Raw genomic sequence first — 21,873 nt, 5'->3', positions numbered from 1 at the left:
TAGCTTTAATACCTATTTAATAACCAAGTAATCACAATTACACCTTACAATGGCAGAAACTAAAGATAAAGCCACCGTGCCTCAACCTACAAAAGATTTTGACCTGGAGACATCCATGCACAAGGCAGAAGATTTCTTCTATAAAAACAAAAACGTTATTTCTATAGCAGTTATTGCTGTAGTAGTAGTGGTAGGCGGTTTCTTCGCCTATACCCGTTTGGTAAAACAGCCGAATGAAAACAAAGCACAGGAAATGGTGTTTCACGCACAAAACTACTTTGCTGTAGATTCATTCAAACTGGCACTGAACGGCGACGGTAATAATTATGGTTTCTTACAGGTAGCAGATAAATACGGCAGCACTAAAGCCGGTAACCTCGCTAAATACAGCGCAGGCGTTTGCTACATCCGCCTGGGCGATTACCAGAAAGGTATCGACATGCTGAAATCCTTCAGCTCCAGTGATCTGCTGCTGCAACCTACTGCTTATGGTCTGATCGGCGACGCTTACATGGAACTGAACAAAACCGAAGAAGGTATCGAATCTTACAAAAAAGCTGGTCACTATAACGATAACGAACTGACTGCCCCCGTTTACCTGTTCCGCGCCGGCCAGGCCCTGGAAAAAGCAGGTAAAGCACAGGATGCCATCGTTATCTACAAAGAAATTAAAGAGAAGTTTCCTACCACGAACGAAGGTCGTGAAATGGACAAATACCTGGCAAGACTGGGTGATGTAAAGAACTAGTATATAGCAGTTAGCTGTTGGTACTTAGCTGACAGCTAACTGCTAAATGCCAAAAGCTATAGAAATATGTCCGAGCACAATAAGAGCTTATTAAATGACGCTGGCATTCTCAACCTGGAGGATGCCAGTGTTGTTATGGTATATACCGAATGGAATGATGCCATCGTGAATGAACTGGTAGCCGGCTGCGAAAAAGCCCTCACACAGTATCATGTAAACCGGTCAGAAAGAATACTGGTACCCGGTGCATTCGAATTACCTTACGCCTGTAAACAATATTGGGAAGCCACCAAAGGCACCGGCAAACAGCCTGGCGCTATTATTGCTTTCGGTTGCGTGATCCGTGGCGAAACCCCACATTTTGATTATGTGTGTAAAGCCGTAACAGAAGGTATCCTTCAACTGAACCTTCAGTTACCCGTTCCTGTTATATTTGGAATTCTGACGGTAGATAACGAACAACAGGCGCTGGACAGACTCGGCGGGGCCCACGGCCACAAAGGAGAAGAAGCTGCCATCACCGCCCTGAAGATGATTGCACTGCAAAGACAGTTGGCGAAGAGCTAACTGCGAAGCGCTAAAAGCTATAGAGATGAACGTACAGTTATTTATACCTTGTTTTGTAGACCAGCTGTTTCCGGAAACCGCCTTTAATATGGTGAAAGTACTCGAAAAACTGGGTTGTAATGTGATGTATAACACGGAACAGACCTGCTGCGGCCAGCCGGCCTACAATGCCGGTTATCAGGACGAATGCCGTACTGTGGCCACCAAGTTTGTGAAGGACTTCAAAACCTTCGATTACATTGTTGCTCCAAGTGGTTCCTGTACAGGTTTTGTCCGGAACTATTATGGTAAATTGTTTGACAATTCTGCAGCACACAACGATGTGAAATTGTTGAAGAAAAATCTCTACGAATTTACCGAATTTCTCACCGATGTTTTACATGTAACAGATCTTGGCGCTACCCTCAATGGCGTGGCTACTTATCATGACGCATGCGGCGCCCTGCGGGAATGCCACATCAAGGAAGGACCACGAAAATTGCTGGAAAAGGTAAAAGGACTGGAACTGAAAGAGATGAACGATTGTGAAGTATGCTGCGGTTTTGGCGGTACTTTCTCCGTAAAGTTTGAACCCATTTCCATGGGAATGGGCGAACAGAAAGTAAACAACGCTGTAAACGCCGGCGCAGAGTATCTCATCTCCACCGACCTTTCCTGCCTCATGCACCTCGATGGCTATATCCGTAAACATGGTACCAATATCAAAGTGATGCACATCGCGGATGTACTGGCCAGTGGCTGGTAGTCCGTCTACCCTCTGACTACAAAAATTGAATGCAATATGAATTACTGGCTGGTGAAGTCTGAACCATTTAAATATTCCTGGGAACAGTTTGTAAAAGATAAAGTGACCTTCTGGGATGGGGTGCGTAATTACCAGGCACGCAATAACCTGAGAGGCATGAAGAAAGGCGACCAGGTATTGTTCTATCACAGCAATGAAGGCATGGAAATAGTAGGCCTGGCCACCGTTGCCAAAGAAGCTTACCAGGATCCCACCACGCCCGATCCAAACTGGGTAGTGGTAGATCTGAAACCACTTAAGGCCTTCAAACAACATGTCACCCTTGCACAGATGAAAGCTGAAAAGCGATTGGCAAATCTCTCGCTGATCCGTCAGGGACGCTTATCTGTTTGTGATGTAAAACCAGAAGAGTTTGAAGCTATTATGGAAATGGGCGGCATGAAGAAGTAAGTTTTTTACAGAGATATTGTATAAGGTGAAGGTTATCTTTCTGATGGAAGATAACCTTCGTCGTTTATGGAATTACCGGGTTTCATTCATCATCAGGAAAATATGAACCCATGAAGCATACATTTCTCTTTACTTTATGTGCAACCGCTTTCCTGCTCACAGCGTGCAGCCGGCATAACGGCACATCAGCCCCCATAGCGCAACAGCTGGTATTGCCGGAGGATGAAAAAGCTGCCCCTGCGGCTTTGGAAAAAGAGGTGGCATCCGACCCGGGAAGCGAAGCGTCTGACAACACCGCCGCGTTACCCATCTCCCAGAAAATTATTAAAGAAGGCATACTGCGTTTTGAAACCAATGACTTTGAAAATGCCAAAAAACGTATAACCGATACCGTTAAAAAATATGGAGGATACCTGGCCAGTGAAAAGGAAGAAAACACAAGGCTGCGCTGGCAAAACCAGATGGTGGTCAAAATACCTTCCGCCGCTTTTGAACAATGTATGGAAAGCCTTACCGGTGGGTCTTCCCGGGTAGATGAGAAAAGCAGCACCTCTACAGATGTCACGGATGCATACATCGATCTGGATGCCCGCATGAAGGCCCGCCTGGCTGTAGAACAGCGCTATGTGCAGATATTGCAGCAGGCAAGAAATGTAAAGGAAATACTGGAAGTGGAAGCACAGTTAAAAAGTATCCGTGAAGAAATTGAATCCGCCAAAGGCCGCCTTCAGTATATGGATCATCATGTGGCCTATAGTACCATTAACCTGGAATATTATCAGCAGTTTGCCAATACCGATCCACAATCACCAGGTTTCTTTCAGCGCTCCTGGTTCGCGTTTGCAGATGGCTGGAATGGTCTTTTATCTTTTGCAATAGGTATACTAAGTGGATGGCCTTTGATGGTTGGTATGGTATTTCTCTTTATTTTTATAAAAAGAGTAATACGGAGACGTAAACTCCGTAAAGCCCCAACTAACGTAAACCCATAAACGAATTATCATGAAACCAAGATTGGTGGTGCTGACCGGAGCAGGCATCAGCGCAGAAAGTGGTCTCCGGACTTTCAGAGATACAGATGGTCTCTGGGAAGGCTACGATGTATACGAAGTGGCGTCGCCACAAGGCTGGCAGAAGAATCCTTCGCTGGTACAGGATTTTTACAATGGCCGCAGACAGGATGTGAAAGCGGCGTTACCTAACGCCGCGCACTTTGGTCTGGCAAAGCTGGAGGAAAAATATGATGTGCGCATTATTACCCAGAACATCGATGACCTCCATGAAAGGGGAGGATCTTCCCGGGTATTGCATCTGCATGGTGAAATTTTCAAAATGCGCAGTGTAAATGATGAAGAAAAGATCTACGATATCATCGGTGACATAAAGATGGGAGACCTCGCAGAAGACGGCGGACAGCTGCGTCCGCACATTGTTTGGTTTGGCGAAGCGGTGCCTATGATTGAATCCGCCGCGCGGGAGGTTTGGGAGGCAGATGTGTTTGTGGTGATCGGCACGTCTTTACAGGTATATCCCGCAGCAAGCCTGTTGCAATATGTAAGGCCGGATGTGCCCATATTTATTATCGATCGTAAAATTCCGGAAGTAGGGGCAGCAGACAATCTGCACATCATTGAAAAGCCCGCCACTGAAGGTGTACAGGAGCTTTTGAACATCTTATTATGAAAATAAAAAACCTCCCCACTCAGGGGAGGTATCACAAGTCCTTGTGCCCGATCAGAGTCCATCATAGGAAAAAATGACTTTGGCTTTATTCAAAGCTTTCTTCAAATCTGATATCGTACTCTTCTAATTCTTTCAGAACGGGGTTATATATTTCCGGCATCACCGGTATTTGCAATCCTGTCAGGGTTACCTTATCCTGGAGTATCATTTTAGCCATGATGCCCAGCGGCAGGCCCACTGTTTTCGCCATGGCGGTATGAATGTTATCTTCACCCTGCACGATCATATAACTGTGCATCCTGGTTGCCATATTCCGGCGTTCGAACTCAATTTCGTGCATCATTACAATCATGTCTTTATCGGTAGCTTCCATTTTGAGTTTGTGTTCTACCAGGAATTGAAGGATGCCCGCATTCGTTTGCTCCCCTAAATTTATGACTTCTGTCTGTAATAACCCCAGGAATTTTAGCTGGCGGATCACTTTCGATTTGCTGCTCACCCCCAGGAACTGCGCCATGTTCTCCTCCGGCGTGCCTGTGCCGTCCTGAATGAGGCGGGTAGCCCAGTTGCTATAGGTGAGATGATCGGTTGCAATTTTGTGCCCGTCATCAGTGAGGCCCAGTTTAATCAGGGCATTCCAGCCTTCGCAGAAATCGGGAAAGCGGAGTGTAGCCCGCATAAAGGTGGCCAGTTCTTCCAGTTTATAAGCGGTCATGTAGGCCAGCGAATCGCGGTTGGGGTAAAAGGCGAGTTTGCCAAGACCAGGCACCTGTATGGTTTTGGTATGATCAAACAGCTGTTCATGGGTAAGCTCCTTCACTTTGCCTTTCTCCTTGTAGGTAGCGCCTGAAGCTCCCGCCATTACGATGTTACGGGCATTCCAGGATACTTTATACTGCCAGGGATTATCATTGCTGTCGGGAGAGATGAGTCCGCCGCAGTAAGACTTAAAAGAGAAAATCTGTCCGCCTTTCTTTTCAATAGAATGAATCAGTTTCATGGCCGACATGTGATCTATACCGGGATCCAGTCCCATTTCATACATAAAGAGCAGACCGGCTTTTTCGATATCTGCCTGCAAGGCTCTTACTTCTTCATCGATGTAGGAGGCTGTCAGCAGGTTTTTCTTTGCTTCCAGGCAGTCTTTAGCCACCAGGATATGAAGGGAAGCCGGGAGAAGAGAGATCACGAGGTCGGTTTCCCGGATCAGGGTTTGTCTGGCTGCGCTGTCTTTGATATCCAGTGCAGTGGGGGTAGCATAATATGATTTTCCTGTTTTGGACTTGATGAGCGAAAGGTCATGATCCGCGACGGTGATATGCCATTTTTGTCTCGGTGCATTTGCCAACAGATAGTCGATCAGACTGGTGGCCGATTTACCGGCGCCAAACAACAGTATGTTCTTCATAGTCTTCTTTAGAAATATGATTAAGAATCAGGGGAATAACAGCACTTTTTATACTAATGTTCGAATTTTTAAAGCAATTCGGATTTATTCTTATTATATATATGTTTTCCGTCGATTCGACCTATTGATTATCAGTCTATTAGAAACAAATACTTTGCCAATATTTATATTCTAATATATTAAAAAGTGTTAACATATTGCGGATATCTTCAAATCAGGGTTATTTCTCTATAACACAAAAGCCATATAAATGGTTGTCATTCATTGTTTAAATCAATCATATATCGATATTGCAATATAAGCGTTAATCCCTATGGCGTTTTTTATTCACATTCTTTGATTTTTAGGCCGGAAATAGGGCTGAAATGGCTATATTTGCCCTTATCTGTTTTCAGCAGAAAAAACTGTAAATCAACACACAAAATGACAGAGCATACGGAAAATCATCAGGAAGGGAGAATTGTCCAGATAAATATCGAGGAGCAAATGAAAACGGCCTACATAGATTACTCTATGTCCGTGATCGTAGGCCGCGCCTTGCCCGATGTGAGAGATGGTTTGAAACCTGTGCACCGCCGTGTTTTATTCGGAATGAATGAACTGGGTAATCACAGTAACAAAGCCTACAAGAAATCAGCGCGTATTGTGGGTGAGGTAATGGGTAAATATCACCCGCACGGTGATGCCTCCATTTATGACACCATCGTACGTCTGGCGCAGCCCTGGAGCATGCGCTATCCCATGGTGGATGGTCAGGGTAACTTTGGTTCGGTAGATGGCGACATGCCTGCAGCGATGCGTTATACCGAGATCAGACTGCAGAAGATCGCAGAAGCCATGCTGGAAGACATCGAAAAGGAAACAGTAGACTTTACCAACAACTTCGATGATACCCTCGAAGAACCTACGGTACTGCCTACCCGTATTCCCAATCTGCTCGTTAATGGTGCTTCCGGTATCGCCGTAGGTATGGCTACCAACATTATGCCCCACAACCTCAGTGAAGTGGTGGATGGTGCTATCGCCTATATCGAAAACAAGGATATCTCTATTGAAGACCTGGTGAAACACATCAAGGCGCCGGACTTCCCGACAGGAGGTGTGATTTATGGTTTTGAAGGCGTAAAACAAGGTTTTGAAACCGGACGAGGCAGAGTAGTGGTAAGAGGTAAAATCACCTCCGAAACAGCCAAGAACGGTCGTGAGAAACTGGTGATTTACGAACTGCCTTACCAGATCAACAAAGCAGTATTACACCAGAAAATTGCTCAGCTGGTAAATGATAAAATTATTGAAGGCATCTCCGATGTACGGGACGAAAGTGACCGTGAAGGTATGCGTCTGGTAATTGATCTGAAAAGAGAAGCGATCTCTAATGTGATCATCAACCAGTTATTTAAATATTCTGAACTCCAGACATCCTATGGTATCAATAACGTGGCCCTGGTAAAAGGCCGTCCGCGTATCCTGAACCTGAAAGATATGATCGGAGAGTTCATCGATTTCCGTCACGAAGTAGTGGTGAGAAGAACCCGCTTCGATCTGCGTAAAGCAGAAGAAAAAGCCCACATCCTCGCTGGTTACCTGATTGCACTCGATCATCTCGACCAGGTGATTGCATTGATCCGTGCAGCAGCTACACCGGAAGTGGCGAAAGAAGGCCTGATGAGTGAATTCGGTTTGTCTGAATTACAGTCGAAAGCCATCCTGGAACTGCGTTTACAGCGTTTAACAGGTATGGAACGCGATAAAATCCGCGCAGAATACGACGAGATCATGAAGCTCATCGCTTACCTGAAAGATGTACTTGATGACGAAACTTTAAGGATGAAGATCATCCGTGAAGAACTGGAAGAAGTGAAAAAGAAATTCGGTGACGAACGTAAAACCGAAATCCAGTACCTCGCCAGCGAAATGAGAATCGAAGATATTATCGCAGAAGAAGATGTGGTGATCACCATTTCTCATCTCGGTTATATCAAACGTACCTCTGCTTACGATTACCGCCAGCAGAAACGCGGCGGACGCGGCGCCATCGGCGGCAAAACCCGCGACGAGGATTATATCGAGCACCTGTTCGTGGCTTCCACGCACCATACCATGTTGTTCTTCACGGAAAAAGGCCGTTGTTACTGGCTGAAAGTTTACGAAATTCCGGACGGAGAAAAGAGCGGTAAAGGACGTGCGATCCAGAACATGATCCAACTGCCCGCAGATGATAAGATCCGCGCCATTATCGATATCAAGGACCTGAGTGATAAAGATTTTATCAACAGTCACTATATTGTGCTCTGTACCAAGAAAGGTATCATCAAGAAGACCATGGTGGAAGAATTCTCCCGCCCACGTCAGAATGGTGTGAACGCCATTACCATCAATGAAGGCGATGAACTGCTGGAAGCTAAACTGACCACCGGCGACAGCCAGATCATGATGGCCATCCAGAGCGGCCGCGCTATCAGATTCCCTGAAGTAACCGTACGTGACACCGGTCGAGGTGCCATCGGTGTAAGAGGAATTGAGGTAGACAGCGACAAGGATGAAGTGGTTGGTATGGTTTGTGTTAATAAGGAAGACGATCAGAAAACCATCCTGGTGGTTTCTGAGAAAGGCTTCGGTAAACGTACCAATATTGAGGAATACCGTATTACCAACCGTGGTGGTAAAGGTGTGAAAACCATCAACATCACTGAAAAAACCGGTAACCTCATCGCCATTCTCGATGTCACCGAGAAACACGATCTGATGATTACCTGCAAATCCGGTATCACCATCCGCATGGCAGTAGCAGATATCCGCGAAGCAGGACGTGCCACCCAGGGTGTACGCCTGATCCGCCTGGACGACAACGACGAAATTGCCGCCGTAGCACGACTGGATGAACAGGAAGAAGAAGTCATTCATGCAGAAGACGACGCAGAAGGTAGCGAAGCGTCCCCTGTAGCAAGCGAAGAAACACCTGAAGCAGGTGAAAATGCACCGGAAGAAACCGACGGTGAAGCCACTGACACTACAGAAGAATAAATACTTTAGACAGGTAACAGCTCCTTAACCCGGGCTGTTACCCGTTCCTGATAAAAAATGCAGCCAGCTTTTAGTGGTAACTATGCTACTGGTTGTATTACTATTTATTAGAGCACCATACTCTTATTGTAATCAGCAACTAAAAAAAACAAAAGCATGAAAAAATTATTGGTATCTCTTCTCTTTTGCACGGCCGGTGTATCGGTTATGGCACAACGGGCAAAAGTTAGCAGTGCGGATGAGAACCTGAAGAAGCAAGATCTGGAAAAAGCCAAAGCGGACATTGACGCAGCATTACAGAACGATAAAACCAAAAACGACGCTAAAACCTGGCTGGTAAATGGTAAGATTCTGGAAGCTATGGGCACTAAACAAAAGAATCCGGCCCTATCTGAAGAAGCTTTCAGCGCATTCAAGAAAGCTTTGGAAATAGATCCAAAGATGAAAGAGGCCGTTCTGGAAATGAACCAGCCTTTATTCAACGTATACGCTACTATCGCCAACGCTGGTTACGCAAATCTGAACGAACAGAAATGGGATTCATCTCTCATCAACTTCAAAGAAGCTTTCGCAGTAGCTGACTTCTATAACAGTAAAAACCTGGGTGGCTCTATCCCTACAGATACTGCCCTCACTTTCTACGTAGGCTATGCTGCTAACCAGGCCGGCAAAAAAGACGATGCTTTCACCTACCTGAAAAAAGCAGCAGACCTGCAGTTCAAAGGCGAACCAGCACTCTATGTGATCCTGGGTCAGTTGTACGAAGAGAAAGGTGATCAGGCTAACTGGCTGAAAACGATCGAACAGGCTAAAGCTTTGTTCCCTAAAGACAAACGCTTTAACGATATGGAAATGGCGTTCTACAGCAAAACCGGTAAAACCAACGAATTACTTTCCATGCTGGAAAAGAAAATCGCTGACAATCCATCCGACGAAGCTGCGGTACTGGACTACGCTATCCGTGTAGACAACCTCGCTAATCCCCGCGATGACAAAGGCGCTGATGCTCCTAAACCAGCTAACTACGAAGAGCTGATCGGTAAAGCAGAAGCAGCTTACAAGAAAGCCATCGAAATGAATCCTGCTGATGCTACTGCTAACTTCCAGCTGGGTGCGCTGTACTTTAACCGCGCTGTTGTTTTCAATAAAGAACTCAACGGTCTGGATAGCAAACAACAGACTTCTCCTAAAGCCAAAGAATTACAGGGTAAAGTAGAAGGTCTGATGGGTCAGGCATTACCTTTCTTCGAGAAAGCAGATGCTGGCTTCACTGCTAAAGCAAGCAGCCTCGATGCAAGTGATAAGCAAACCTACGAAAGCTGCCTCTATGCTCTGCAGAAGATCTATGCGATCAAAAATAACACTGCAAAAGTAGAAGAAGTGAAAAAGAAACTTGACGGCCTGCAGAAATAAGCATACCGTTCTATATAATTGAAAAGAGTCCGCTGCAAAGTGGACTCTTTTTTTATGCCTTACAATGCGAATCGAAGGTGCAATTTATGACGGTCATTATTCCCCGGAACCGGATGACTGCTATTTCCGTACAGGCACAAAAAATCCCGTCAACTGGGAGGCTGACGGGACTATTAACTCAAACGCTGTATGTGTTGAATTATGCTTTTTTCTTAGGAGCAGCGTGCTCGTGTTTAGCAGCTTTCTTAGTAGTATCAGCAGCAGGTTTTGCTTCAGCTTTAGCTTCAGTTTTAGCAGCTTTCTTTGCAGGTTTAGCAGCTGGTGCTTGTGCGAAAGAGGCAGCAGAAATGCTCATTACTACTACAGCGGCGATCAGGCTTTTTTTCATGATAATTGTCTTTTTAAAATGATTAGATGAAGAATGTGTTTGTTGTTATTTCTGTAGTAAAAATACATCAGTGGGAGAGGCGTTGGCAGGATGTTTCGGTGAACAGGGAATTAGTGTCGTTGAACAGGGAAAAATGTACGGTAATCTATATAAACGGATTATAATAAAATATGGATGGCCTCTTGTACCGCCTGTATACACAGCTGTTTCAGCGTATTGAACTGTCCGGCCACCACGTTGGAGTGATAGTTGTTTTCCTGTAGCTTTTCCAGTGGTTCCAGGATAGGATAGAGATGCTGCTGTAAACCAATAAAAGATACCGTTGTTTTCAGGTTATGCGCCGTCGCCCGGATGGCAGGAATGTCTTCTGCTACCACTGCCTGTTTAAGGAGCGATAATTCTTCCGGTAACTGTGCAATGAATTGCTCCAGCATCGTTTTTTCGAAATGGGCATTGCCCTTGGAAAGATCATGCAGGTAATTCATATTGATCAGGTGCAGCGTACCGTTTTCATGCGGCAGGTGGTATACAGAGGGCAACTCCCGTGGGGGCAGCTTGCCAATATACACCTGGATCATTTTATACAGGTCTTCTTCAATAATGGGTTTAGAGATATATTCATTCATGCCCATCTGCAAACATTTCTCCCGCTCACCAGTCATCGCATGTGCGGTCATGGCAATTACAGGGATCGTGGAATGCAACTCATTCCGGATAGCCTGTACGGCACTATAACCGTCCATTTCCGGCATTTGTATATCCATCAGCACCAGGTCGAAATGTTGACGGTCCAGCGCCTGCAATACCTCTTTGCCATTGTTGACAATCTTATACTGTAGCTGCCAGCTGCTCAGCAGATGACGCAGCAGGTTCTGATTCATTTTATTATCTTCTGCTACCAGCAGTCGTACATCCGGGTGAAGGGGAAGCTGATCGCTCTCTGTGAAATAGGAATTTCCTTCTTCCAGTAAAGACTCTCCCAATGTGTACGGCAGTTCTACTTTAAAAGTGGCGCCCTCGCCGGCTTTGCTTTCTACTGAGATGAAGCCATTTTGTAGTTCTATCAGCTGTTTAACAATGGTGAGTCCAAGACCGGTACCACCGTATTTTCGCGTGGTGGAGGCTTCCGCCTGGTTAAAGCGATCAAAGATACTTCCCAGTTTATCCGCATCAATGCCGATGCCGGTATCACTAACGGTGAATAATATACGAACGGCATTATCTTCTGCCCATATTTTAGCCACGTGGATCCGTACTTCGCCTTCACTGGTAAATTTAACCGCATTACTGGTCAGGTTTACCAGCACCTGGGTCAGTCGCATCACATCTCCATATAAAATATCCGGTACCTCCTCTTCAATGGTAACGGATAACTGCAATTGCTTTTCTTCTGCCTTGGGTTTGAACATGGTATTCACACCGTGCAATACACTTCGCAGGCTGAAAGAGGTGGCTTCTATGCGCATCATACCGGATTCTATTTTAGAGATATCCAGTATATCGTTTATGATTTCCAGTAAACTATGACCCGCGCTTTCGATGGCGCCCACATATTCTTTTGATTTATCGTTCAGGGGTTGCACTTTCAGCAGGTGAGTGAATCCCAGCACGGCATTCATGGGGGTACGTATTTCATGACTCATATTGGCCAGGAACTGTTCCTTTACTGCGGCCAGTTTTTTTTCCTGTTGCTGTGATTCATCCAGGGCGTCTATGAGTTGCTCCTGCCGGTGAATACGGCTGGTGATATACAGGAAAGCCAGCAGACTGGTCAAACAGGCAAAGAACACCAGGATGGTTCCCCAGCTCTGCGCCTTTTGTCCGCTGCTATCGATCAGGTGGGTGGTACGGTTTACCTCCGATTGCCGTGTGGTATCCAGTTGCCGTAAAATGCTATTGATGGCTTCGCCCAGCCGTTTGCCTTTCTGGTTATTGATCATCCGTTCAGCTGCCCATTTACCCTGACTGTAGAAGGTATCCAGCACCATCAGGTTAAAGGTATTCTTCTCATCTACCAGGTAATTGAGCTGGGTGAGGAGTTTCTCTGTACTGTCGTTTTTGATGATTTTATTGATCTCCTTGAGATCAGCCTTGATAATAGCTATTTCCGCTTCAATGCCGGTAATATGGAGGGTATCCTGTGATATGACTGCCCCGCGCACTTTGCTGTCGGTTTTAGCCATATTGGTTTGTAACTTCTGGAGTTCATTCTTTACATTCAGTTCCTGGAGTAACTGCTCGTTGCCTTTGATCAGTTTGTGGATGTTATTGGAGGAGTTGAACTGCAGCACAACAAATAATATCATTCCGGTAATGAACAGGCCAAGGAGGTAATATTTTATTCTTTTAGGCTGCATGACAGTTTAGTACATATAAACGCTGATATAGGAAAGCCGGTTCAATAAAAGTAGCAATTTTATTATTCCTTCTATCAGATAATTAGCCTCAGCGTAAATAATTCGCTGAGGCTAATCATCTAAAGGAAAGACTTAAATTATTTTGCTTTTGGTGCAGCCGGAGCAGCAGCAGGTTTTGCTGCATGATGATGCTTCGAATGTGCTTTATGTGCAGGAGCCTTAGCTGGGGCTTCTGTTTTGGATGCTTCTTTTTTAGGCGCAGGTGTTTGTGCAAAAGATGATGCACTCATAAATAACATAGCTGCTGCTGCGACGATAATACCAAACTTTTTCATGGCTGTATATTTTAGTTAGTGATCAATTGTTTGACGACCTAAAGATACACCCACATAAAAGGACAGTTGGACACTAATGGCCCAACAGGCAGCAGCTATCGGTCAAAAAGGGGAAAGTGTCGTTGAATTAAAGGAGATTCAATTTATTATTTAGTGCAGAGCGGTAAGCATCTGCCACCGGAATGGCGTTTTTGTGAATGATAATGGTACCGTCTTCGATGGACTCTATTTTGTCGAGCGCAACAATATAGGAACGGTGTACGCGCATAAATCTGCCAGCCGGCAGCTTTTCTTCCAGGGCCTTCAATGTAGTATGGATGGCATGAAACTTTTGTGGCGTGTTTAATTTTACATAGTCGCCCATAGCTTCCAGGAAAAGGATGTCTTCTGTCCGGATCCGTTTCAGCACCCCGTTATCCCTTATAAAAACAAACTCGGTGTCAGACACCTGTAATTCACCCTGGTTGCTGTCGATGATTTCCCGGGCTTTTTCTATCGCCTGTATAAAACGGGCGGGCTGTACAGGCTTGATCAGGTAATCCGCTACATTCAGTTCAAAGGCTTCCACCGCATATTCCTTTTTAACGGTAGTAAAAATGATCACCGGACGCTTTTTTCCCAGGTTGCGGGTTAGTTCCAGCCCGCTCATACCAGGCATTTCTATATCCAGCAACAGCAGATCTACTTTTTCTTTCTGTAAAAGATTATAAGCTTCCATCGCGCTATTGCATTCACCTACTACTTGCAGGTGTTCAACATGACTGGCCAGCTGTTTCATAGCGGTTCTGGCCAGTTTATTATCGTCTACTATCAGGCAATTCATTTGGCTAATTTAAGTACAAATCATAATATAAAATCAACTCAGCCGCAACTGCGATGCAGTTTTTTCCGGCGGCGTTTTCAGTTTAATTTTTACATTTGTAGCGATGAAGTGGTTATTATACATACTCAGCTGCTATATTGTGCTGTTATCCTGCATACCCTGCAATGATTACGCCACAGTAAGCAACACTGCGTCTGTACAGCTTTCCACCCCCCATGACCATGAAACACAGCCCGATTTCTGCTCTCCGCTTTGCGTTTGCAGTTGCTGCAATGTCCAGGTAACTCCTGGCGCGGTAGTATCGGTTTACTTCTACACTCAACGGATTATACTTGATTATCCGTTGTTGCCCGTAAATCCTCTTCCTTTACTGTCAGATAATATCTGGCAGCCCCCACAGCTGGTTTAATACGTTTTACAGATGTTTTTGCTATGAGCATATCTGAGCCTTTTACCGGCGCAGATATGGCTATGGTACGTCATTTTATTACTTATTGAATCAATCATGCTGGACAAGATCATTCGTTTCTCTGTGAGGAACAAATTAATGATAGGGATATTTACGCTTGCCCTGGCGGCAATGGGGATCTATTCTTTACTACGTTTACCGGTAGATGCCGTACCGGATATCACAAACAACCAGGTGCAGGTAATTACACAATCGCCGTCCCTGGCGGCACAGGAAGTGGAAAGACTCATTACATTTCCTATAGAACAAACCATGGCAGTGATACCGGAAATGGCGGAGATACGCTCTATTTCCCGGTTTGGCCTGTCGGTGGTGACTATTGTATTTCATGATAATGTAGATATTTACTGGGCCCGGCAGCAAGTCAATGAAAAGCTGGGCGAAGCCCGTACCGTTATTCCTCCGGGTATTGGCTCTCCTGAGATGTCGCCTATTTCGAGCGGCCTCGGAGAGGTTTACCAGTATGTATTGCACCCCCAGAAAGGCTATGAAGATAAGTTTGATGCCCGGGAGCTACGTACCGTACAGGATTGGTATGTAAGGAGGCAGTTGCTCGGTACCCCCGGTGTGGCGGAGGTCAACAGCTTTGGGGGCATGCTGAAACAATACCAGGTAACCCTGAATCCTGATAAACTCCGCAGCTATCAGCTTAGCATCGCGGATGTTTTCAACGCCATGGAGAAAAACAACCAGAATACCGGTGGCGCCTATATCGACAAAAAGCCCAATGCTTATTTTATACGGAGCGAAGGCCTCATTGGCAGTCTGTCCGATATAGAAAAGATAGTAGTGAAAAATACCCCCAACGGCTTACCGGTGCTGATCCGTGACATCGCTACGGTTCAACTGGGCGATGCGGTGCGTTATGGTGCGCTGACCCGCAACGATAAAGGAGAAGCGGTAGGTGGCATCGTGATGATGCTGAAAGGAAAGAATTCCAATGAGGTGGTTAAAGCCGTAAAAAAGAGGATCGCTGAAATTCAGCAAACATTACCTCCAGGCGTGGTGATAGAACCCTTCCTTGATCGTAGTGAATTTGTAGGCCGGGCCGTAGGCACTGTGCAGAAAAACCTGATTGAAGGTGCGCTCATCGTCATATTTGTATTGGTCTTATTCCTCGGTAACCTGCGCGCAGGACTGATTGTAGCTTCTGTGATTCCTTTATCGATGCTGTTTGCCATCTCAGGGATGTACCTGTTTGGAGTGTCGGGTAACTTAATGAGTCTTGGTGCCATCGACTTCGGATTGATTGTAGACGGTGCAGTGATCATTGTGGAGGCCACCCTGCATCACCTGGCCGGCAGAAATACCACCGGGAAGCTCTTACGTTTATCACAGGCTGAAATGGACACCGAAGTATTTGACGCCGCCAGTAAGATACGCAGCACTGCGGCTTTTGGTGAAATCATTATTCTCATTGTATACCTGCCTATACTGGCGCTTACCGGTATCGAGGGCAAAATGTTCCGCCCCATGGCGCAAACAGTGTCCTTTGCCATATTGGGTGCCTTTATCCTGTCGCTCACATACGTTCCAATGATGTCGGCCCTGATGCTGAGCAAGAACCTGGATCATAAGGTAACGATCGCAGACCGGCTGATGCGCTTCTTTCAGCGTATATACGACCCCGTTATCAGGGGGGCGCTGAGAGCAAAGGCAATGGTAACAGGAGCGGCTATACTGCTTTTTGTAATAGCGTTGTTTTTATTTAGCAAGATGGGGGGAGAATTTATTCCTACCCTGGAAGAGGGAGACTTTGCCGTAGAAACAAGGTTACTCACCGGTAGCTCTTTGTCGGAAACGATCGATAAGGTGAGCCTGGCTTCCGGGATACTCATGAAACAGTTTCCGGAAGTAAAAGAAGTGATCGGCAAGATCGGTGCGGCTGAAATACCCACCGACCCCATGCCGATGGAAGCCTGCGACCTGACCATCCTGCTGAAACCAAAGAAAGAATGGACCAGCGCCCGTAACCGGGAAGAACTGGCCAACAAAATGCAGGAAGCCCTGGAAGCAATACCCGGCGTAAGTTTCGGCTTTTCGCAGCCTATACAGCTGCGTTTCAATGAACTTATCTCCGGTGTGAGACAGGATGTGGGAATTAAGATCTTCGGAGAAGACCTGGCTACGCTCGCCGGACTGGCAGAGAAAATTGGCCGCATCGTAAACCGCACTCCAGGTGCGAAAGACCTGTATGTGGAACAAACAGGCGGACTGCCGCAGATTGTTGTAACAGCCGACCGGGACAAGATTGCCCGTTACGGACTGGACATCGCCACTATTAACCAGACCATCAATACTGCATTCGCCGGCCAAAGCGCCGGGCTGGTATACGAAGGAGAGAAGCGCTTCGACCTGGTGTTGCGATTGGATCAACAAAGCCGCCAGCAACTGGCAGATGTGCAGAACCTCTATATCACCACTCCCTCAGGGAACCAGGTACCACTACAGGAAATCGCGGAAGTAAAAATGACCACAGGACCCAACCAGGTACAAAGAGAAGACGCCAAACGTCGTACCATCGTTGGTTTCAATGTACGTGGCCGCGATATCACCAGCGTTGTGGAAGAAATAGAAGCAGCTATTGGCAAAGAAGTGAAACTGCCTGCTGGTTATTTCATACGCTACGGCGGACAATTTGAAAATCTGAAAGAAGCCAATCAGCGTTTATCCATCGCCGTACCAGTAGCTCTGCTACTGATTTTTGGATTGCTTTATTTTACGTTTCACTCGGTAAAACAATCATTGCTCATCTTTACAGCTATTCCCATGTCGGCCATAGGAGGCGTTTTTGCACTCTTGCTGCGGGGACTGCCTTTCAGTATTTCCGCTGGGGTAGGATTTATCGCGCTGTTTGGTGTGGCCGTGTTGAATGGTATTGTACTGATAGGAGAATTTAACCGTTTAAAACAATCAGGCCTCCAGGATCTGAACAGCGTGGTACTAAATGGAACGGCTACACGATTACGACCTGTACTCATGACCGCCTTTGTGGCATCGCTCGGATTTTTACCGATGGCGCTGGCCACCAGTGCCGGAGCAGAAGTACAACGGCCGCTGGCGACCGTGGTCATAGGAGGGTTGATTACGTCTACTTTACTTACGCTCCTGGTATTGCCTTGTTTATACATCTATTTTGAAAAAGGTTTTTCAAAACAAAAATCATGAAGATCCGGATATTAATAGGCTTACTGTTTCCTGCAATAGCCATGGCGCAATCGCAGGCCTTAACAATGGAAACAGCCGTGCAACTGGCGTTGCAGCAAAATAAAGGACTTAAATCCGCTGATGCATCGGTGGGGTACTACCAGAAAATGGTGGCCACCAGCGGCGAGATTCCGAAAACAGACATCAGTCTGCAATACGGACAATATAACAGTTATGTTTCTAACGATAACCACTATACGATTACACAAACAATTCCGTTTCCGTCGTTGTTTGGCGCCCGCAGGGAGTTAAACAACGCGCAGGTAGATAAAGCAGTATGGCAGAAAGCTGCTACCCGGAATGAACTGGTATACCAGGTAAAACAGGTGTACATCGAATTGTTGTATCTACGGGAAGTCAGAGAACTGATCCTGCGCCAGGATACTATCTTCACGGGATTTTTGCGTAGTGCAGACCTGCGCTATCGCACAGGAGAAAGCAAAATGCTGGAAAAAACAGCAGCCGAAGGGCGACTGAATGAAGTACGTAACGCACTACGGCAAAATGAAGCCGATCTTAAAATCTATACCGCCCGCCTGCAAGCCTTACTGGGCAGCAATACGCCGGTTACGATTACGGAAACGGCTATACCGGAAGCAAACCTGTCGCTGCTCAACGATTCTGCCGCAATTGCTGCAAATCCTCAGCTGCAGTACCTCAAACAGCAGATCACTATTGCCGAAAAGCAAAAGAAAGTGCTGAAAGCAGCCATTCTGCCAGATATCATGGTGGGTTACTTTAACCAGTCGCTCATTGGTACACCACTGAATGCCAGCGGTAGCCCACTAGCCACAGGCAGTAACCGTTTCCAGGGTTTCCAGGTTGGATTGGCGCTCCCCTTATGGCTGGGACCTCTCAAAGCAAAAGTAAGGGCGGAAGAAAAACAGCAACAGGCGGCCAGTCTGCAATTCGATAATAACAAAATCCAGCTGCAGTCGCAGTATGAACAGGCGGTACAACAATTCATCAAAAACCGCAACAGCCTGGAGTTCTATGAACATACCTCATTACCCAATACAGAACTGTTGCTGAAACAATCGGAGAAATCATATAGCAGCGGTGATATCGGTTACGCTGAATATTTGCTTAACCTGGAGCACGGCCTTACGGCCCGGCAGGGATATCTGCAGGCCAGGAGTGATGTAAAACAGGCAGAGCTGTATATGGCATTCCTGGTGGGGAAACAGTAAATAATAAGTAAGTGCGTCTGGCAGGCAACAACGCAGCCGGGCAGTCCAATAAAAACAGATCTCATGAAATTCTTAAAAAAACATATAGTCCTTTCCGTTATTGTTTTAGCCGCGATGCTCACATTGGCTTCCTGTGGAAGTAAAAAGGAAGCAGCTACTGCAGAGGCGCATGATCATGAAGATGAATCAGGTGTGGTAGAACTTACTGCAGAGCAGTTTAAAACCGTAGGTATCACTTTGGGAAAGCCCGAAAACCGCCAGATCAGCGGCGCTGTAAAAGTAAACGGCTTGCTGGATGTACCACCACAGCAACAGGTCAGCATTTCGGTACCCATGGGGGGCTTCGTAAAACAAACCAGTTTGCTGCAAGGCATGCCGGTGAAACAAGGGCAGGTAATTGCCGTGCTGGAGAATCTCGACTATATCCAGTTGCAACAGGATTACCTGGAAGTGAGCAGCCAGTTGGAATACGCCACGAAGGAGCATGACCGTCAGCAGGAACTGGCAAAGGAAAATGTAAATGCGCAGAAGACGCTCCAACAGGCAAAGGCCGCATGGCAAACTTTGCTGGCAAAAGAGAACGGATTAAAGCAAAAACTGGCAGTGTTAAATATCAACCTGGCAGCGCTCCAAAAAGGGAATATTCAACGAACCATCAACATCTATGCGCCCATCAGCGGATATGTAACCCAGGTAAATGTAAACCTCGGACAGTTTGTAACGCCGGCGGATATACTTTTTCGTATCGTTAATACGGAACATCTGCACGCAGAACTGACTGTTTTTGAAAAAGATATTCCCAGGTTAAAGATCGGACAACTGGTGCGCTTCACCCTGGCGAATGAAACGGCTCCCCGTACAGCCACAGTCCATCTGATAGGCCGGGAAATCAGCGCCGATCGAACAGTAAGGGTACATTGCCACCTTGAAGAGGAAGATACCCAGTTATTGCCTGGCACTTATCTGCAGGCGATGATTGAAACCGGCGCCGCCAGCGTAAAAGCTTTGCCCGATGCCGCTGTAGTGGATTTTGAAAGCAAGGCATATGTGTTTATGAAGCAATCCGGCGCCGATAGCACATTCCATTTTAACATGCTGGAAGTGCAGAAAGGGAACAGCGAATTGGGCTATACCGAAGTCGTTTTTCCCAAAAACACGCCGGATAACGAAGTTGTGGTGAAGGGAGCCTACGACCTGCTGGCAAAAATGAAGAACAGCGGAGAACACGAGGGGCATTAGCAACATTGCATTTAAACGCCTTTGCTGAATGTCTTACTAACGCACTCAGCGAAGGCGTTTTTCTTATTTAATCTCCTGATAATTGTTTTGCAGCACTTCTTTCAAAAATTACCCCGGCCACTAATCAAGTTATCCGGACTTCCAGTCCATCTATTTAAAATTTAAATAATTTCATATATTTGAAATTATTAATTAATTAAAAGATGAACTATTTAAGATGGCCTGTCCTCATAGGCGCATTACTGATCAGCAGTTTCACCCTGGCACAGGTGCCCGTCGTTACCCTTGGTCCCGATTTCACGGAGCCGGGAGATGGTTGGGATAAGCTGATGCAGCTGAAGAACGGCAATACCATCTACCTGCATTTCGGTAAAAAAGAGGGCCTGGTGGTAAATCTGTATAATGCTAAGCATGAGTTGACCGCAACAGATACCGTACATACGCAGTTATGGAATGCTGCTGATCTGGAGTCTACCGAGATTGATGGCATCTTTGAAATAGCCGGGCAGCCAGTCATCTTTTTACAACAATTGGTAAAATACAATCCGGTGATGTATCGTCTTGTGTTGGATGGAGAAACCGGGAAGTTGTTGCGCGAGGATAAACTGGGAGAGCTGCCTACTATCCAGCACCGTAGCGTGTTTGTAGAGGACAACCTCGCCACCCACGATATTTTTGTAGAGAAGGACCTGGAAAGTGACTATTACGCTATCGCGATGTTTACCGGTGCGCCTATTCAGAAAAACGACAGTGTGCGCGAGCGTATCCAGGTATTACATTTTTCACCCTCACACGAAATCATCCATCGTAGCTGGTTCTATTTAACAGATTCTTCGTATAGCTATTTCAGTTATATCAATATGGCGGTAAAGGGAAAAGAAAACGTGTATCTCGGAACTGTTGGTTTTAATGCTAAACGAAAGGACGGAGATGCAGGGGCGAAGGTCTTATTCTCTACGCTGTCTGCTGATTCCGGTACGTTTGCACACCAGGTGCTCGACTACACTGCCGGTTATGGTAATGTAGGAGGAGAAATTAATGTGGTGGGTACACAGGTACGAATGTTACTGTATGTGCCATCCAGGCAAAAAGAGGGAACAAGCGGTATCATCATGAATACGTTCAGCGAAACTACCGGTAAACTCAAAAAACATGTACTGTTGTCTTTCCCTGAACTTTCCCGTAATGTGCAGCAGAATCTCAACTATAAGGAAGACTATAAAGGAACACCCCAACGTTTACTGCTAAACGAAGATGGCAGCAGTACCTTGCTGATGGAAAGCCTGTCTTTTTTCAAACAGGGGAATACCCAGATAAATAAGCTCCATACCAACCTCGGCGATATTGGCATTTCTCTGCTGGATACCGCCGGCTGGGAGAGCACTACCATGGCTGTTTCCAAATACCAGGTGATTACGGGTATCTGTGAGCCGTTTCAACTACAACGCCGTAGTAAGAGCGAATGGGTGTTCAGGAATAAGATAGCTGCACTCAATACGAATACGTGGCTGTCTTACGATTATATTCCCGGATCGGATGTTTCTTTTGTGTTGTTCAACGACTATCTGCAGTACCTCGATACCGGTGGTCAGGACAAAGTGCGTAAACCATTGAAATTTGCTGTGGATGCTAATTTCGTTTGTTACCGTTTCTATAAGGGGAAAATGGAAAGACTCTATCTTTTTGGAATGCCGGAAGTCACAAAAGGCTATGCCTGTATGATGGGAGCGGCTGATTATAACGCCAAAACGCAACAATATGCTACAGTGCTGATTTCCCGTAAAGGCCTCGAGAAGAAAGCGAATATCGCCTGGATCAGGTTTTAAA

General features: G+C 46.1%; 18 protein-coding genes. 13 read left to right on the top strand and 5 right to left on the bottom strand.

Going from position 1 to position 21,873, the window contains the following annotated elements; translation table 11 throughout:
* Positions 1 to 49: 49 nt before the first annotated feature.
* The 6 genes from BMW79_RS19600 to BMW79_RS19575 all read left to right on the top strand — a co-directional run bounded on the left by BMW79_RS19600 (position 50) and on the right by BMW79_RS19575 (position 4,193).
* A complete protein-coding gene (locus BMW79_RS19600; RefSeq protein ID WP_089897336.1) occupies positions 50 to 748 on the top strand; it encodes a tetratricopeptide repeat protein in 699 nt (232 codons plus the stop codon).
* A gap of 66 nt (positions 749 to 814) precedes the next feature.
* Positions 815 to 1,315: a 6,7-dimethyl-8-ribityllumazine synthase gene (gene ribH / locus BMW79_RS19595; protein WP_089897335.1), complete on the top strand. Its 501-nt coding sequence runs from the start codon at positions 815 to 817 to the stop codon at positions 1,313 to 1,315.
* A 25-nt stretch (positions 1,316 to 1,340) separates the two neighbouring features.
* Positions 1,341 to 2,060, top strand: a complete 720-nt coding sequence (locus BMW79_RS19590; RefSeq protein WP_089897334.1) for a (Fe-S)-binding protein — start codon at positions 1,341 to 1,343, stop codon at positions 2,058 to 2,060.
* 36 nt (positions 2,061 to 2,096) lie between these two features.
* Positions 2,097 to 2,510 (top strand): EVE domain-containing protein, encoded by a 414-nt coding sequence (locus BMW79_RS19585; protein ID WP_089897333.1) that lies wholly within the window; start codon positions 2,097 to 2,099, stop codon positions 2,508 to 2,510.
* A gap of 110 nt (positions 2,511 to 2,620) precedes the next feature.
* Positions 2,621 to 3,502: a DUF4349 domain-containing protein gene (locus BMW79_RS19580; protein WP_089897332.1), complete on the top strand. Its 882-nt coding sequence runs from the start codon at positions 2,621 to 2,623 to the stop codon at positions 3,500 to 3,502.
* A gap of 10 nt (positions 3,503 to 3,512) precedes the next feature.
* Positions 3,513 to 4,193, top strand: coding sequence for an SIR2 family NAD-dependent protein deacylase (locus BMW79_RS19575; protein WP_089897331.1), 681 nt, complete (start codon positions 3,513 to 3,515; stop codon positions 4,191 to 4,193).
* An 85-nt stretch (positions 4,194 to 4,278) separates the two neighbouring features.
* On the opposite strand, the gene BMW79_RS19570 is transcribed toward BMW79_RS19575, so the two are convergent.
* A complete protein-coding gene (locus BMW79_RS19570; RefSeq protein ID WP_089897330.1) occupies positions 4,279 to 5,601 on the bottom strand; it encodes a saccharopine dehydrogenase C-terminal domain-containing protein in 1,323 nt (440 codons plus the stop codon).
* Positions 5,602 to 6,024: 423 nt separating this feature from the next.
* Between BMW79_RS19570 and gyrA the strand changes: the two genes are divergently transcribed.
* Both gyrA and BMW79_RS19560 read left to right on the top strand, forming a co-directional pair.
* Positions 6,025 to 8,625: a DNA gyrase subunit A gene (gene gyrA, locus BMW79_RS19565; protein ID WP_089897329.1), complete on the top strand. Its 2,601-nt coding sequence runs from the start codon at positions 6,025 to 6,027 to the stop codon at positions 8,623 to 8,625.
* A 156-nt stretch (positions 8,626 to 8,781) separates the two neighbouring features.
* Positions 8,782 to 10,038, top strand: coding sequence for a tetratricopeptide repeat protein (locus tag BMW79_RS19560; protein ID WP_089897328.1), 1,257 nt, complete (start codon positions 8,782 to 8,784; stop codon positions 10,036 to 10,038).
* A gap of 199 nt (positions 10,039 to 10,237) precedes the next feature.
* Here the strand turns inward: BMW79_RS19560 and BMW79_RS19555 are convergent, their stop codons facing one another.
* The 4 genes from BMW79_RS19555 to BMW79_RS19540 all read right to left on the bottom strand — a co-directional run bounded on the left by BMW79_RS19555 (position 10,238) and on the right by BMW79_RS19540 (position 13,941).
* Complete coding sequence (locus tag BMW79_RS19555) at positions 10,238 to 10,426, bottom strand: hypothetical protein (RefSeq protein WP_089897327.1); 189 nt, start codon at positions 10,424 to 10,426, stop codon at positions 10,238 to 10,240.
* Between the two features lie 158 nt (positions 10,427 to 10,584).
* Positions 10,585 to 12,783: an ATP-binding protein gene (locus BMW79_RS19550; protein ID WP_089897326.1), complete on the bottom strand. Its 2,199-nt coding sequence runs from the start codon at positions 12,781 to 12,783 to the stop codon at positions 10,585 to 10,587.
* 137 nt (positions 12,784 to 12,920) lie between these two features.
* On the bottom strand, positions 12,921 to 13,118 hold the full coding sequence (locus tag BMW79_RS19545) for a hypothetical protein (RefSeq protein WP_089897325.1): 198 nt from the start codon (positions 13,116 to 13,118) through the stop codon (positions 12,921 to 12,923).
* Between the two features lie 127 nt (positions 13,119 to 13,245).
* Positions 13,246 to 13,941: a LytR/AlgR family response regulator transcription factor gene (locus BMW79_RS19540; RefSeq protein ID WP_089897324.1), complete on the bottom strand. Its 696-nt coding sequence runs from the start codon at positions 13,939 to 13,941 to the stop codon at positions 13,246 to 13,248.
* A gap of 103 nt (positions 13,942 to 14,044) precedes the next feature.
* Between BMW79_RS19540 and BMW79_RS34410 the strand changes: the two genes are divergently transcribed.
* The 5 genes from BMW79_RS34410 to BMW79_RS19525 all read left to right on the top strand — a co-directional run bounded on the left by BMW79_RS34410 (position 14,045) and on the right by BMW79_RS19525 (position 21,872).
* Positions 14,045 to 14,350 carry a DUF6660 family protein gene (locus BMW79_RS34410; protein WP_407641635.1) on the top strand — a complete coding sequence of 102 codons (306 nt, stop codon included), beginning with the start codon at positions 14,045 to 14,047 and terminating at the stop codon, positions 14,348 to 14,350.
* 96 nt (positions 14,351 to 14,446) lie between these two features.
* Positions 14,447 to 17,578: an efflux RND transporter permease subunit gene (locus BMW79_RS19535; RefSeq protein WP_218150387.1), complete on the top strand. Its 3,132-nt coding sequence runs from the start codon at positions 14,447 to 14,449 to the stop codon at positions 17,576 to 17,578.
* Entirely contained in the window at positions 17,575 to 18,807 is a 1,233-nt protein-coding gene (locus BMW79_RS34110; RefSeq protein ID WP_218150386.1) for a TolC family protein, read from the top strand. Before BMW79_RS19535 ends, BMW79_RS34110 begins: the two co-directional genes overlap by 4 nt.
* A gap of 63 nt (positions 18,808 to 18,870) precedes the next feature.
* A complete protein-coding gene (locus tag BMW79_RS19530; protein ID WP_089897323.1) occupies positions 18,871 to 20,046 on the top strand; it encodes an efflux RND transporter periplasmic adaptor subunit in 1,176 nt (391 codons plus the stop codon).
* A 203-nt stretch (positions 20,047 to 20,249) separates the two neighbouring features.
* Positions 20,250 to 21,872 (top strand): hypothetical protein, encoded by a 1,623-nt coding sequence (locus tag BMW79_RS19525; RefSeq protein ID WP_089897322.1) that lies wholly within the window; start codon positions 20,250 to 20,252, stop codon positions 21,870 to 21,872.
* Position 21,873: the final 1 nt, after the last annotated feature.

This window comes from Chitinophaga arvensicola, assembly GCF_900110835.1.
Taxonomy (GTDB): Bacteria; Bacteroidota; Bacteroidia; order Chitinophagales; family Chitinophagaceae; genus Chitinophaga; species Chitinophaga arvensicola.
This window is presented reverse-complemented; position numbering and strand designations above follow the sequence as displayed.